General features: G+C 60.4%; 13 protein-coding genes. 2 read left to right on the top strand and 11 right to left on the bottom strand.

Going from position 1 to position 13,731, the window contains the following annotated elements; genetic code table 11:
- Nucleotides 1-53 precede the first annotated feature (53 nt).
- The 11 genes from atpA to rho form a co-directional block, all read right to left on the bottom strand.
- A complete protein-coding gene (gene atpA / locus CJEIK_RS07210) occupies nt 54-1,691 on the bottom strand; it encodes a F0F1 ATP synthase subunit alpha (protein ID WP_011273820.1) in 1,638 nt (545 codons plus the stop codon).
- Nucleotides 1,692-1,776: 85 nt separating this feature from the next.
- A complete protein-coding gene (locus CJEIK_RS07215) occupies nt 1,777-2,595 on the bottom strand; it encodes a F0F1 ATP synthase subunit delta (protein WP_005292979.1) in 819 nt (272 codons plus the stop codon).
- Nucleotides 2,596-2,600: 5 nt separating this feature from the next.
- Complete coding sequence (locus CJEIK_RS07220) at nt 2,601-3,161, bottom strand: F0F1 ATP synthase subunit B (protein WP_005292982.1); 561 nt, start codon at nt 3,159-3,161, stop codon at nt 2,601-2,603.
- Between the two features lie 69 nt (nt 3,162-3,230).
- A complete protein-coding gene (locus tag CJEIK_RS07225; protein WP_005292984.1) occupies nt 3,231-3,473 on the bottom strand; it encodes an ATP synthase F0 subunit C in 243 nt (80 codons plus the stop codon).
- A 90-nt stretch (nt 3,474-3,563) separates the two neighbouring features.
- A complete protein-coding gene (gene atpB / locus CJEIK_RS07230) occupies nt 3,564-4,364 on the bottom strand; it encodes a F0F1 ATP synthase subunit A (RefSeq protein WP_005292986.1) in 801 nt (266 codons plus the stop codon).
- 321 nt (nt 4,365-4,685) lie between these two features.
- Nucleotides 4,686-5,198, bottom strand: coding sequence for a Cg1360 family ATP-synthase-associated protein (locus CJEIK_RS07235; RefSeq protein ID WP_005292988.1), 513 nt, complete (start codon nt 5,196-5,198; stop codon nt 4,686-4,688).
- A gap of 5 nt (nt 5,199-5,203) precedes the next feature.
- A complete protein-coding gene (locus CJEIK_RS07240) occupies nt 5,204-6,376 on the bottom strand; it encodes an MraY family glycosyltransferase (protein ID WP_005292991.1) in 1,173 nt (390 codons plus the stop codon).
- Complete coding sequence (locus CJEIK_RS07245) at nt 6,376-7,035, bottom strand: L-threonylcarbamoyladenylate synthase (protein WP_005292994.1); 660 nt, start codon at nt 7,033-7,035, stop codon at nt 6,376-6,378. The genes CJEIK_RS07240 and CJEIK_RS07245 overlap by 1 nt, the downstream gene beginning before the upstream one ends.
- Before the next feature lie 55 nt (nt 7,036-7,090).
- On the bottom strand, nt 7,091-8,017 hold the full coding sequence (locus CJEIK_RS07250) for a N5-glutamine methyltransferase family protein (RefSeq protein ID WP_005292996.1): 927 nt from the start codon (nt 8,015-8,017) through the stop codon (nt 7,091-7,093).
- Between the two features lie 55 nt (nt 8,018-8,072).
- The gene (gene prfA, locus CJEIK_RS07255) at nt 8,073-9,149 is read right to left on the bottom strand and encodes a peptide chain release factor 1 (RefSeq protein WP_005292999.1); all 1,077 of its coding nucleotides are present in this window, start codon (nt 9,147-9,149) and stop codon (nt 8,073-8,075) included.
- A 3-nt stretch (nt 9,150-9,152) separates the two neighbouring features.
- Nucleotides 9,153-10,946 carry a transcription termination factor Rho gene (rho, locus tag CJEIK_RS07260; RefSeq protein WP_034964359.1) on the bottom strand — a complete coding sequence of 598 codons (1,794 nt, stop codon included), beginning with the start codon at nt 10,944-10,946 and terminating at the stop codon, nt 9,153-9,155.
- Between the two features lie 290 nt (nt 10,947-11,236).
- On the opposite strand from rho, the gene CJEIK_RS07265 reads away from it, so the two are divergent.
- On the top strand, nt 11,237-12,934 hold the full coding sequence (locus CJEIK_RS07265) for a long-chain fatty-acid--CoA ligase (protein WP_005293005.1): 1,698 nt from the start codon (nt 11,237-11,239) through the stop codon (nt 12,932-12,934).
- Between the two features lie 115 nt (nt 12,935-13,049).
- Nucleotides 13,050-13,730 carry a DedA family protein gene (locus CJEIK_RS07270; RefSeq protein ID WP_005293008.1) on the top strand — a complete coding sequence of 227 codons (681 nt, stop codon included), beginning with the start codon at nt 13,050-13,052 and terminating at the stop codon, nt 13,728-13,730.
- Nucleotide 13,731: the final 1 nt, after the last annotated feature.

The raw sequence follows: 13,731 nt of genomic DNA on the forward strand, positions 1-13,731 counted from the left end.
CTTCTGTTTCATTAATGGTTTTGGTGGTCACTGTGCTCACTTACCTTCCGCGCCTACTGAGTTTTGCGGGAGACAGTGATCTGAGACTTGGTGACCTCGTCGTCGCCAAGCGGACGAGCTTCCGGCTCGTTGATGACGGGGGTGCCGTCGGTGGTCTGGAAGCCCTGCTTGAAGTCCTGGACTGCGCCAGCCAGCTCGGCCTTGGATTCGTCGCTGAACGGGGTGCCACCCTTGATCTGTTCGAACACGCCACCGTGGGTAGCGTGCAGGTTCTCCAGCAGCTCGGACTCGAAGCGGCGAACGTCCTCAACCGGTACGTCGTCGAACTCGCCCTCGCCAGCCAGGTAGATGGAAACCATCTGATCCTCGACAGACTGCGGCTCGGTCTCCTTCTGCTTCAGCAGCTCGACCAGGCGCTTACCGCGCTCCAGCTGCGCCTTGGAAGCCGGGTCCAGGTCGGATGCGAAAGCAGCGAATGCCTCCAGGTCGCGGTATGCGGCCAGGTCCAGACGCAGGGAGCCGGACACCTTCTTCATGCCCTTGGTCTGTGCGGCACCACCAACACGGGAGACGGAAACACCAACGTTGATAGCCGGTCGGACACCCTGGTTGAACAGATCGGACTCCAGGAATACCTGACCGTCGGTAATGGAAATAACGTTGGTCGGAATGAAGGCAGATACGTCGTTTGCCTTCGTCTCGATGATCGGCAGTGCCGTCAGGGAACCGCCACCCAGCTCGTCGTTCAGCTTCGCTGCGCGCTCCAGCAGACGGGAGTGCAGGTAGAAAACGTCACCGGGGTATGCCTCGCGACCCGGCGGGCGGCGCAGCAGCAGGGAGATCGCACGGTAGGCCTCAGCCTGCTTGGTCAGATCATCGTAGATAACCAGGACGTGCTTGCCCTGGTACATCCAGTGCTGGCCCAGTGCGGCGCCGGTGAACGGTGCCAGCCACTTGAAGCCGGCGGAGTCGGATGCCGGTGCTGCCACGATGGTGGTGTACTCCAGCGCGCCGTGGTCTTCCAGGGTCTTACGGATCGAAGCGATCGTGGAACCCTTCTGGCCAACAGCAACGTAGATGCAGCGAACCTGCTGCTTCGGGTCGCCGGTTGCCCAGTTGTCGCGCTGGTTCAGGATGGTATCGATGCAGACCGAGGTCTTACCGGTCTTGCGGTCGCCAATGATCAGCTGACGCTGACCACGGCCAATCGGGGTCATTGCGTCGATAGCCTTGATGCCGGTCTGCATCGGCTCCTCGACGGGCTGACGCATCAGGACGGAGGGCGCCTGAAGTTCGAGGGCACGTTCTTCCTCGGACTCGATGTCGCCCAGACCGTCGATGGCCTGACCCAGTGGGTTGATAACGCGGCCAAGGAACTTCTCCCCGACCGGAATGGACAGGACCTCGCCGGTCCTCTTGACCTCGTCGCCCTCCTTGAGGGTCTCGAAGTTACCCAGGATCACGACGCCGACGCTGTCGGTGTCGAGGTTCTGTGCGACGCCAATCACGCCGCCTGGGAACTCGAGTAGCTCGTTAGCCATCACAGAAGGCATGCCGCTTACCTGGGCAATACCGTCTGCAGCCGCCGTGACCACGCCGACCTCCTCACGGGAGGCCTCCGGGGAGTAGCTCGAGGTGTAGTTCGCAATCGCGCTACGGATCTCATCGGAGGAGATCGTCAGCTCCGCCATGTTCTTCCTGCTCTCGGTTTCGTCTTCCAGCATCTATTTTCTTGCTTGGTCTTTGTCGGTTTCTTGGAGCGCTTTTTATGACGCCCTAAGCGATCGACGCGCGGAGGCGCCGCAGGTTACCTGCAGTGCTGCCGTCGATAATTTCGTGTCCGACGCGGATCACGGCACCGCCGAGGAGGCTGGTATCAACCTCGGAGTGGACCGCAATCTTGCGACCGTAAATCTTTTCCAGCTTGTCCGACAGAGTCGACTTCTGCTGTTCACCCAGGGCAGCTGCGGCACGGACACGCGCTACGGTGCGTCCTTCCAGTGCAGCTACCTCGTCTACCAACGAGTCAAGTTCCTCGACTGGACGCTGACGCAGACGGCCAATTGCCTGCAGCGCCAGTGCCTCGGTCGTGGAGGTGACCTTTCCATAGAGAACCTTGGCCAGCAGGTCGCGACGTGCATCCGGGGATGCGGCGCGGTCAGCTAGCTTCAGCTCCAGCTCCGGCTCACGCTCGATGATGCGGGCCAGCTGGAACAGTTCGTCTTCAACACGATCCTGTTGACCTTGGGCGTCGGCGGCGCGCAGCAGGGCCAGGCGGCCCAGCTTCACCAGTCCGTCGCGCAGGTCGCGAGTGTTGGACCACGACTGGGATACAGCAGCAGACACGATTTCTTCCGTCGAGGCAGATACCTTGCCGCCGAACAGGCTCTTGGCCAATTCAACGCGGGTGTTGGTATCCCTCGCCGGGTCGATCAGCGCGACACGTAGGCCGCGGTCACTGTCGAGCAGCTCGACTACGTCGAACAGCTCGGTGCCGGTGTTCACACCGGTGCCCACTTTGTCGGAGGTCTCGTTGAGACCCTGGTCCAGGGTCTGCTCGAGGCGCTCAAGTGCCTCTCGGCTCGCTGCGTGCATACCGATCACTTCCCGGATGCGCCGACGTTGTCCAGTCCGGCGAGGAAGTTATCGATGGTGCCCGAGCGCTTCACGTCGTCCGACAGCTGCTCGCCCAGCAGGCGCTCAGCCAAGTTGATGGAGTTCTCGCCCATCTCCTTGCGCAGGTCGGTGACAACGGCGGAACGCTGTGCCTCGAGCTGCTTGTGGCCCGACTCGACGATACGGTTGGACTCTTCGGTTGCCTGAGCCTTCATATCCGCGATGATCTTCTGGCCCTGGGAACGGGCGTCATCACGAATCTGTGCAGCCTCAGTGCGTGCCTCAGCAAGCTGAGCGTTGTACTTCTCCAAGGCAGCCTTAGCCTCTGCCTGAGCGGACTCGGCACGCCGAATGCCGCCCTCGATCTGATCCTCGCGCTGATTCAGCACTTCCTGGAACTTCGGAAGCACGAACTTCCAGAAGACAAACAGGATGACTGCAAAAGGAATGATGGACCAGACGATGTCGTACAGCGGAGGGATCAGCGGGTTTACCGACTCCTCCATCGGCAGCTTTTCAGCTGCTAGCAAAAAGGTGTTCGTCATAGTCTCCAGCTTTCGATTCTGGTGCGGTGGTTAAAAAGTGCTCTTAAAGAGCGGCCAATCGCACTGAAATTAGAACAGGAAGCCAGCGACGAAGCCGATCAGAGCCAGCGCCTCGGCGAAAGCGATACCCAGGAACATGGTGGTGCGCAGCTGGCCGGCCATCTCGGGCTGGCGAGCCATTGCCTCAGCGGTCTTACCTGCAACGTTACCCACACCGATAGCGGAGCCGATAGCAGCCAGGCCGTAGCCGATGGTGCCGAAGCCCTGGAACTTGGTGGTGGTGTCCTGCGCGATGAGGAAGATGTCGTTCATTTGGTTTCCATTACCTTTCTGAGAACCAGCCGGTTGCAGATTTTCTATTGTTGTCCGGCTTGGTCATTTGCGTACTTAAAAAGGGGCGAATTAGTGCTCGTCTGCGTGGAGGGACAGCTCGATGTACACGGCGGTCAGCAGGGAGAAGATGTATGCCTGCAGGAAGATCACCATGAGCTCGAACAGGGTGAAGGCGATCGCGAAGAGGATCGTGCCGCCAGCAGCCGCAGTCCAACCGCTCATCTGCCAGAAGAAGAAGTTCGTGGCACTGAACAGCATGACGAGGATGATGTGTCCAGCCAACATATTCGCCATAAGACGAATCGTCAGCGTTACCGGACGGAGGACGAATGTGGAGAATGCCTCGATTGGCGCCACGATGAAGTGAAGCCAAGAAGGCAAACCAGGAATGATCAGCGAGGACTTGATGTACTTACCGAAGCCATAGCGCTTCACACCCGCGTAGATGAATGCAATATACGCAACAACAGCCAGCACCAGTGGCAGACCCACGCGAGCGCTGGCTGAAATGTTCATGAACGGGATGATCGTCGACATGTTGACGGCAAGAACGGTGAAGAAGATAGCGGCGATGATCGGCAGGAACCGGCGCCCCTCCTTCTTGCCCAAGATATCCTCCGCGATGTGAATCCGAACGAAGTCCAAGAAGTACTCAGCGACGTTCTGCACGCCGCTCGGAATCAGCTTCGGCTTCCGCATTGCAAAGAAGAAGAATGCGGAAACCAGAAGAATCATCACAATACGGATGACCATGAGGCGGTCGAGCGCGAAGGCTCCACCGGCAAACTCACTGAACCACAGCTGGTTGCTATCCACTTGCCCCGGGAAGAATTCGTGTTCCAATGAAGGTACGTGGAATTCGCCCTTCATGGCCAAGGTTGTTACGCTCAGCGTTCTCTCCCGTGATTGGGCCGCAAGATTGCACAGAATCACTGCGGTGCGATGGAGGTCTCTTTTCGAAGAGTTAGGCTGACGCTGAGGGACTCCGTCGCACGTCCCTACATAATCAGCCGGTGCCGTATCTACTGTTCACACATACGTGTGCCAATAAATGGCCCGATAGAACAATATCAGCTATATCTCGATAATCGCTAAGTGAAACACGTTGCGGGTCCCCCCGCTTGGTCGTAGTTTTCAACGTTTTGGTTCCGGAAACATTTGGAATCATTCCTATACTTTCTCTAGTTTCCGTCAGCTGATGTAGAGCTTCTGGGTGCGTGTAACCGCTAAGGTCTCGATAGCCAGCACGGCAACCATGCTCAAAATCACAGTCACGGCCAGCGCCGCAGTGTCGTAGAAGGTCTTGTCCTTCAAGAAGAACAGAATCCCCAGGAGCATAGCCGCCTTAACCAGCCAGCTGCCTAGGATCAAGCCCATCGTCATCGATGGCGAAGTGTTGGAGCTAAATAGCACGATAACTACCGTCAGCAGCATAAATCCGCCACCGACCAGCCACCCGATACCTGCTCCCCACAGTCCTTCAGTGCCGCTGATAAGCCCCCAAACCAATAGGGAAAGCGCGCCCAGCACCAACAGCGCAAGAGCTCCGGAACGCATGGCAGCCTTCAGCGGTCCAACGTGGTCGCCAGCTTGGGATACGTCGTTCAGCTCAGGTAGCTCTTTAGCCCCCGCAGATCCGTTCGCCGTAGCGTCGTTTACCACAGCGTCTTTTGCAGCACCGTTATTCTGTGTCGGCTCAGTCATGGCGATTAGCTTACCCGAGCTGTGTTCGACTTCCGATTCTCCCGCCACAGCGGCACTACCGTCGCCGTCATGGCGACGATCACCAACAAACTAAAGGAGATCGCCATCACGGATAGTGGCAACACGGTAAGCCCTACCGCGCCAAAAGCCACTACCCCAACCCAGGTGTACAAAACCAAAACCACGCGCTTCTGGCTATGGCCTATGCGGAGCAGGCGGTGATGCAGGTGCTTCTTGTCCGGCGAGAAAGGGCTCTTGCCCTGGGACACGCGCCGTACCACTGCCATCACCAGATCCAGCAGTGGGATCGACAGGGCTGCCAGAACCACGATCATCGGCGACAGCAAAGCTGCCATATCCGCCGGTCCATACAGCGCCGCGTTAATGCGCCCAGAGGCCGACGTGCAGGCTGCGGACAACAGAAGGCCGATCAGCATCGCGCCACTATCCCCCATGAAAATTCGCGCGGGCGAAAAGTTATGAGGCAAGAAGCCCATGCAAATTCCTACAAGGGCTGCCGAAATTATGGCCGGCGGGTAGGCCGCCACGGTGCCACTCTGGTCATGCAGGATAGTAAGCGAATAGATCAGAATCGTCCCGGCAGCGATCGCCCCCAAACCTGCAGCCAAACCATCCAAGCCGTCCACGAAGTTCATGGCGTTGACGATGGTGACGGTCAGAAGCGCCGTCAGGATTGTGGACTGGACCTGGTCCAGGATCAGGGTGGTGCCGTCCCCAAACGGCAGATAAAACAGGTACCAACTGAGGCCCATCAGACTCATCACCACGGCACCAACTATCTGCCCGCCGAGCTTCAGCACCCAAGAAATGTCGTAGAGGTCATCGACTACACCGACGACCACAATCACGAAGGCGGCCATCAGCACGGCCGTCATATCTGGCGTTACCGGCGGAAAGCCACGCGTCAGCGCGGGCAGCTGGTTCGCCACAACCACGGCCACGACCAGTCCCGTAAACATCGCCACTCCACCCAGACGCGGCATGGGAACTTGGTGCACATCGCGTTCGCGCGGGGCGGCCATCCGCCCGTAGCGCAGAATCACCGAACGCACCACGCCCGTCACCAGATACGTCACCGTACAGGCAATGAGCAGCACCAATACCAACTCGCGCAGGGGAATTCCTGCGCCGATAGCCGGCTGGGCAAGGACGGTCATTAGACGTCTCCCCGCAGCTCCGCACTGCTCATGCCCAGAACCTCGGCCACGCGCTCGGTGGTTGCCGCCCCCTCGCGCAGGATGCGCGGGCGACCGGAAGACAGGTCAACGATGGTGGAGGCCACACCGTGGTGTGCTTCCCCACCGTCGATGTAGGTCGTCACGTCCGCGCCCAGCTGGTCCTCGGCCATCTGCACATTCGTCGCCGGCGGCTGGCCGGAGATATTGGCACTGGAAACGGCCATCGGGCCGGTGCGTTCCAAAAGCTCCAGCGCAATGGGTTGGTTGGGCATGCGCAGCATCACGGTGCCGCGGGTATCCCCCAGGTTCCACGGCAGACTGGGCGCCTGATGGACAACCATCGACAGCCCACCCGGCCAGAAGGCCTCGACTAGCTTGCGCATGTTGTAGGTGTATTCGCGTACGAGCCCCTGGATGGTGGTCCAGCTAGGAACCAGCACGGGAACGGGCATGTCGGGGCCGCGCCCCTTGGCACGCAGCAGGGCGGCCACTGCCTCATTATCGAAGGCATCGCAGCCGATGCCGTAGACCGTGTCGGTCGGCAATACGACCAACCGTCCGCCCTTCACCGCATTCGCCGCAGCATCTAGCGCGGCCTCGCGGTTCTGCGGATCGGTTGCGTCAACGGTTCTCGACATTACGGCCCTTTCTTGCTGATTTATTACGTGCTCTACCTTAACCCCATCGCCGGTACTACTGCGGTAGCAGGGCGGTGACGAAGCGCGGCCGACCGGCCAGGTCGCGGTGTTGAGTAATGTCTCGCCAGCCACGTTGCTGCATCATGGCCGCTACCTGCGCGCCGTTGGAGTCGTCGTGTTCTATTCCGACGCCACCACCTGCGCGCCCCAGCGCCTCAGCCCACTGCAGTACCCGTGGCATGAGATCCAACCCGTCGTCCCCGGAGAACACGGCTGCATGCGGGTCGGCAGCCACTTCGGGAGAAATCTCTGTGGATTCCGGTACGTACGGAGGGTTGCACACCACCACATCTGCGGGCGCGAAAGCCCCCGGGGAAACGTCCCTTGTCGCTGGCGGCTCCAATGGATCATCTACAGCCAGATCGGCCTGGACGAAAGTAGCGTTGACCTGCGGAACTAGGCGAGCATTCTTCTCGGCCAGGCGCAGCGCGGCGGGAGAGATTTCGAAGCCGGTTAGGGAGATGGGGGCGTCATAAAGAAAAGAAACTCCGAGCCCCAACGTGCCAGGGCCACAGCATAGATCGACCACGTGCGGCGTGGGCCGGCCAGTGAGGAAATGCGCGGCCCAGTCGGCGAGCAACTCGGTTTCGGGGCGTGGGACAAAGCAGCCTGGCTCCACAAAAAGGTCAAGGCCGCAAAAAGGGGCGGAGCCCACGATGTGCTGAAGGGGTTCGCGCGCGACGCGACGAGCCACCCAGTCGGCATAGGCGCTAGGGGCAGGATCGTCGGCACGCATAAAGAGGGCGCCAGGGTCGACGGCGACGCGGGGCATCGGGTCTGCGCCGGTTCCGGGCGCAGCATTGTAGAGGCCCGTCTCCGCGAGCAGGTAGCGCATCAGCAGCCGCGCGTCGACCGCAGCGGAGTCGATGCCCGCCGCGCTCAATTGTGTGGTGGCTTCGCGGATCGCCTGGTTGATCTTCAACGTTCTGCCGTCCTACCGCCCTACCGTTCTGCCCTCACCTGTGGCTAGGTAACGGCTAGTCCTCGGCCTCGAGCCGGCGTGCTCGGTCGGCTTCCTTCAGGGCTGCAAGCAGCGCCTCCAGGTCTCCGTCCAGGACGGAATCCAGGTTGTTGGCCTTGTAGCCGATGCGGTGGTCGGAGACGCGTGACTCCGGGAAGTTGTAGGTGCGGATGCGCTCGGAACGATCCATGGTGCGGATCTGCGCTGCGCGCCCCTCGGCTGCCTCGGCCTCGGCTTCCTCTTCCTTCAACTGCTGCAGTCGCGCAGCCAGAACCTGCATCGCGCGGGCGCGGTTCTGGATCTGGGAGCGCTCCTTCTGACAGGTCACCACAATGTTGGTTGGCAGGTGAGTAATGCGCACGGCGGAGTCCGTGGTGTTCACACCCTGGCCGCCCTTACCGGAAGAACGGTAGACGTCCACGCGGATGTCCTTGTCGTCGATGTGCACATCCTCGACTTCATCGGGTTCCGGGTACACCAATACGCCCGCTGCAGAGGTCTGAATGCGACCCTGCGACTCCGTGACAGGGATACGCTGCACGCGGTGCACGCCACCCTCAAACTTGAACTCCGACCACGCACCGTCGCGGGAGGGCTGCTTGGAACGGATAGACAGGGTCATGTCCTTCACGCCGCCCAGGTCGGTCTCATTCAGGCCCAGGATCTCAGTGCTAAATCCGTGGCGCTCAGCGTAGCGCTGGTACATGCGCGCCAGTTCGCCAGCGAACAGCGCGGCTTCCTCGCCTCCGGCGCCAGACTTGATCTCCATAACGATGTCGTCGCCGTCGTGCGGGTCACGCGGAGCCAGCAGGTCGGTCAGCTGCTCTTCCAGCTCGCCGATCTCCTCCTCCAGTCGCTTGGCTTCCTCAGCGAACTCCTTGTCCTCGGCTGCCATCTCGGATGCAGCCTCGTGGTCTTCGCGGGCCTGCTCGAGTTTCTGGTGCGTCTGAATGATCGGCTGCAGTTCGGAAAAGCGCTTACCGACCTTGCGGGCCGCCGCCGGGTCATTGTGCAGCTCGGGATCGCTCAGCTGCATCTCCAGGCCCTGATACTCGGCCAAAATGTCATCGATGACTGACGGTGATTGGCTCATGGTTTAGTCCTCCTCGTCCTCGCCTGCCAGAGGTGCGGAGCTGGCAACCTGCAGCATGAACTCCCGGTTGGTCTTGTTCTTACGCAGCTGCTTGATCAGCAGATCGATGGCCGCCTGCGAATCCAGGGCAGACAGGATACGGCGCAGCTTGTGCATGATGCGCGCCTCCTCCGGGCTGAGTAGCAGCTCATCCTTGCGGGTGCCCGACGGGTTCACATCCACTGCCGGGAATACACGGCGCTCGGAGATCTTGCGGTCCAGCTTCAATTCCGCGTTGCCGGTGCCCTTGAATTCCTCGAAGATCACCGTGTCGCCGGCCGAGCCGGTCTCCACCATCGCGGTGGCGATGATCGTCAGGGAGCCGCCGTTTTCAATGTTGCGGGCAGCGCCCAGGAAGCGCTTCGGCGGGTATAGCGCGTTGGAATCCACACCACCGGACAGGATGCGGCCCGAGGCCGGCGAGGAGTTGTTGTACGCACGGCCCAGTCGGGTGATGGAGTCCAGCAGCAGAACAACATCCTTGCCCTGCTCCACCAGGCGCTTTGCCCGCTCAACGGCCAGCTCGGCGACATTGGTGTGCTCCCCCGGCGGGCGGTCAAACGTGGAGGCGATGACCTCGCCCTTGACGGAGCGTTGCATGTCCGTCACTTCCTCTGGGCGCTCGTCCACCAGGACGACCATGAGGTAGCACTCGGGGTTGTTCGTGGAGATCGCGTTGGCGATGTCCTGCAGGATGGTCGTCTTGCCAGCCTTCGGCGGGGAGACAATCAGCGCACGCTGGCCCTTGCCGATAGGCATGATCAGGTCGATCACGCGGGTGGTTAGAGTCTTCGGGTCAGTCTCCAGGCGCAAGCGCTGGTTCGGGTACAGCGGGGTCAGCTTCGCAAAGTGCGGGCGCGCTGCCGCCTGCTCCGGGGTCAGGCCGTTAACCGTCTCTACCTGGTAGATCGGCGTGTACTTCTGGCGGTTTCGTCCGCGCCCACCGCCGTTATTGTTGTTGTTCTTCGGGCGAATCGTGCCGACGATTGCATCGCCGTGGCGCATGCCGTATTTGCGCACCGTGTTGATCGGTACATACACGTCCGTCGCCCCAGCGTGGTAACCAGTGGTGCGGATGAATGCGGTGTTCGCGTCGACAAAGTCGAGGATACCTGCGACGGGTGCCAGCTCTTCCGGCTTCGGGTCACGGTTATTGTTGCCGTGGTTGCCGTTGTTGCCGCCGTCACCGTTGCCACCGCCATTGTTGTTGCGGTTGTTATCCCGGTTATTGTCGCGGCTGCTGTTGCGGTTGTCGTCGCGGTTGTTGTCACGGCCACGGTTGCGGCGATTACGACGATTGCGACGGTTACGGCGGTTGCCGCGGTTATTCTCATCGCGGTTGTTGTCATCGCGATTATTGTTATCGCGCTCGCTCTCGTCGCGGTTGTTCTCGCGATCTTCGCGGTGTTCTTTACCGTGATCGCCGCCACGCTTTTCAGCGTCCCCTGCGGCTTCTTCTTGTCGCTTTTCTTGGTGACGCCCCTCCCGCGCCTCCTCTACCGGCTTTTCCTTCGGTGCCTTGGGCTCCTTGGCCTCCTTGGCCTCCTTGGGCCCAGCTTCTTCAGCAGGCTGCGGCTTCCGGGGCGCTCCGCCGCCGCTAGACGCGCCACCGGACTCGATGGCAGCGATCAGCTCACCTTTGCGCAGACCAGAGGTGCCTTTCAGCCCCTGTGCCGCTGCAACCTGGCGCAGCTCCGGCAGTTTCAACGAGGCGAGGCCATTGGCTTGGCCACGAGCCAAAATATCGGACAGGCTCACAAAAGTCCTTTCACGTCCGGCTTCTTCAAAGCCCCTTCAAAAAGCCTGCGAAGCCCCAGGGTCGGCCGGACATGCGTATTCGACAACAGTTTTTAAATTAACCCAAAGATTGCGGGAATCTTCCAGAAAGATTGCCACCTTTAATGTCCCACGATGTGACTGGCGGCGGGGTGTAGCGCGGGGTGGCGTCGTAAAAAAGATAAGAGAAAGAAACGAGCCTCGCATCCGGCTTCCGTAGCTAACCATAGCACCTCCCACACCGCGAGTACCTAACGGCTAGGCTGAATTGCATGAAGTCGACGATGCAGGAGATCCCACTTTCCGTTGCGAGGATCCTGGAATACGGGGCCAGCGTTCACCGAAACACCACCGTGACCACGTATTTTGACGAAGCTGCGGAACAAACTAGCTTCCTGCACATCGGCATCCGCGCAGCCGCGATGGCCAACATGCTGCGCGACGAGTTTGGCATCGAGCGGGGCGACCGCGTGGGCACCGTCCTGCCGAACTGCACCGAACACCTTGAGGTGCTGCTCTCCGTAGCCTCGATGGGTGCGGTGTTTAACCCCATCAACCGGCACCTCATGGACACCCAGATCACGCACATCATCAACAAGGCCGCGCCGAAAGTGCTGGTTCTCGACCCGGCTTGTAAAGAACAGATCATCCCGCTGCTAGCCGACTGCCCCTGCGTAGAAGCGGTGCTGGTGATCGGCCCGGACTTCGCTGACACCGAAGCTGTACAAAAGCTCGCCACAGCACGGCGCGATCAGGACGATCAGGGCGAAAAGGGCACGCCCGGCTTGAGCCACCTGCGCATCCTAAACCTGGAGGCCGAGTTGGATGGGCGTAGCGCAGACTTCGACTGGCCCGAAGTGGAAGAAACTGACCCGGCGGCTATCTGCTTTTCCACTGGTACAGAGGGCCCGCCGAAGGGCGTGGTCTATTCCCATCGCGCGCTGTGGCTGCACTCCATGCAGCTGCGCGCCGCCGATAGCTTCAGCATCCGCAACGGCACTAGCTTCCTGTGCTGCGTGCCGATCTATCACGTACTCAGTTGGGGCGTGCCACTGGCAGCTTTTATGGCCGGCGCACCGATCGTGTTTACCGGACGCAGCGCCACTCCAGAACACCTGGCGCACGTAATCGAAGACGCCATGCCGCGGCAAGCGCACGGATCGCCGGCAGTATGGACCGGCCTGCTGGTGCATTACGCCAAGAAGCACCCGAAGAAGATGAGCCTGCAGGAGATCTACGTTGGCGGTTCACAGGTCTCCCCTGCCATGATCGATGCCTGGGAGGAGCGCTTCGGCGTGGACATCATCCACTCCTGGGGCATGACGGAGACCGGCCCGGTGGGCACCGTTGCCCACCCACCCGCCGGAGTGGCCGGCGCTGCTCGTGCTAAGTACCGCGAAAGCCAAGGGCGCTTTCACGCGGGCATGCGCTACCGCATCGTCGACGACCACGACAATGTGCTGGAAGCCAACGACCGCAACGAAGGCGAGCTGCAGGTACGCGGCAACACGGTGACAGCCTCGTACTATAAGGACGACAGCCCGCGCTTTACCGAGGATGGCTGGCTGCGCACCGGCGACATCGCCACCGTGAATAAGGACGGCTACCTGACAATTCACGACCGCAAGGCCGACATCATTCGCTCTGGCGGTGAATGGATCTACTCTGCAGCGCTGGAAAACTACTTGTTGGAACCGGAAGCCGTGATCGAAGCCGCGGTGATCGGCATCCCATCAGAAAAATGGGGGCAGCGCCCGCTGGCAGTGGTAGTTGTGGCCGAAGGAACCCCGTGGACGGCAGAAACCGCACAAGAACTGGCTAAAGAGTTACGCGAGCGCGTGCCCGGTTGGATGGTGCCGGAGAACTGGACCTTCGTGGATCACATCGACAAGACCAGCGTGGATAAGTTCGACAAGAAGGACCTGCGCCAGCACTTCCGCGAGGGGAAATTCGACATCATCACGGTCTAGGGTGCGCCTTGAAGGGCTGCAAGAGTCACTCCGGGCTGGTTGAGAGTAAATTCGCTAGCTTTTAACAGGCGCCACTCTAACTATTACCGGGCAAAGTAGAGTAGCGTTTTCCTGCATGACCGATGTAACTGTGCTGGCCCTCGGGCCGCAATGGTTCGACCCGATGTATCTGCTTTCGGGTTCCGGACCTTTCGGCGCGGCGATCCTGCCCGCCATTTTTGCGATTATCTTCATCGAATCCGGACTATTCTTCCCATTCTTGCCCGGCGATTCCTTACTCTTCACCGCAGGCCTGCTGGCCAGCCAACCCGATGGCTTCGCACCTCTGTGGCAGGTGCTGCTGATTACCCCGATCGCGGCGATCCTGGGTGACCAGGTGGGCTATTGGATTGGCCACCGCTTCCACCCTGCGCTACGCAATCGGAAGGACGGACGTTTCTTTAAGCAAGAGCACCTGCACCGCTCCGAAGCGTTCTTTGAAAAGTACGGTTCGATCACGATCATCCTGTGCCGCTTCGTGCCCTTCGTGCGCACCTATGCCCCGCTAGTAGCTGGAATGTCAGGCATGCGTTACCGCACGTTCATTGTCTTTAACATCATCGGCGGTGTGCTGTGGGCCAGCGGCATCGTCTACCTGGGATCACTGTTCGGCGGTGTAGAGTTTGTGCGCAACAATATCGAGGCCATCTTCCTCGGTCTCGTCGCCTTCTCCGTCGTCCCGATGCTATTCGGATTGATACAGAAAAGCCGGAGTCAGAGGCAGCAATCCTCCGCTCCGGCTAGCGCCCAGGATTAGT

This window comes from Corynebacterium jeikeium (assembly GCF_028609885.1).
In the GTDB taxonomy this organism is placed as follows: domain Bacteria; phylum Actinomycetota; class Actinomycetes; order Mycobacteriales; family Mycobacteriaceae; genus Corynebacterium; species Corynebacterium jeikeium.

What these genes read in the sequence shown, in the direction of transcription:
- atpB (WP_005292986.1), bottom strand. Translation starts at nt 4,364, where the DNA reads ATGAAGGGCGAATTCCACGTACCTTCATTGGAACACGAATTCTTCCCG.
- prfA (WP_005292999.1), bottom strand. Translation starts at nt 9,149, where the DNA reads ATGAGCCAATCACCGTCAGTCATCGATGACATTTTGGCCGAGTATCAG.
- CJEIK_RS07240 (WP_005292991.1), bottom strand. Translation starts at nt 6,376, where the DNA reads ATGACCGTCCTTGCCCAGCCGGCTATCGGCGCAGGAATTCCCCTGCGC.
- CJEIK_RS07225 (WP_005292984.1), bottom strand. Translation starts at nt 3,473, where the DNA reads ATGAACGACATCTTCCTCATCGCGCAGGACACCACCACCAAGTTCCAG.
- CJEIK_RS07235 (WP_005292988.1), bottom strand. Translation starts at nt 5,198, where the DNA reads ATGACTGAGCCGACACAGAATAACGGTGCTGCAAAAGACGCTGTGGTA.
- atpA (WP_011273820.1), bottom strand. Translation starts at nt 1,691, where the DNA reads ATGGCGGAGCTGACGATCTCCTCCGATGAGATCCGTAGCGCGATTGCG.
- CJEIK_RS07270 (WP_005293008.1), top strand. Translation starts at nt 13,050, where the DNA reads ATGACCGATGTAACTGTGCTGGCCCTCGGGCCGCAATGGTTCGACCCG.
- CJEIK_RS07220 (WP_005292982.1), bottom strand. Translation starts at nt 3,161, where the DNA reads ATGACGAACACCTTTTTGCTAGCAGCTGAAAAGCTGCCGATGGAGGAG.
- CJEIK_RS07265 (WP_005293005.1), top strand. Translation starts at nt 11,237, where the DNA reads ATGAAGTCGACGATGCAGGAGATCCCACTTTCCGTTGCGAGGATCCTG.
- CJEIK_RS07215 (WP_005292979.1), bottom strand. Translation starts at nt 2,595, where the DNA reads ATGCACGCAGCGAGCCGAGAGGCACTTGAGCGCCTCGAGCAGACCCTG.
- CJEIK_RS07245 (WP_005292994.1), bottom strand. Translation starts at nt 7,035, where the DNA reads ATGTCGAGAACCGTTGACGCAACCGATCCGCAGAACCGCGAGGCCGCG.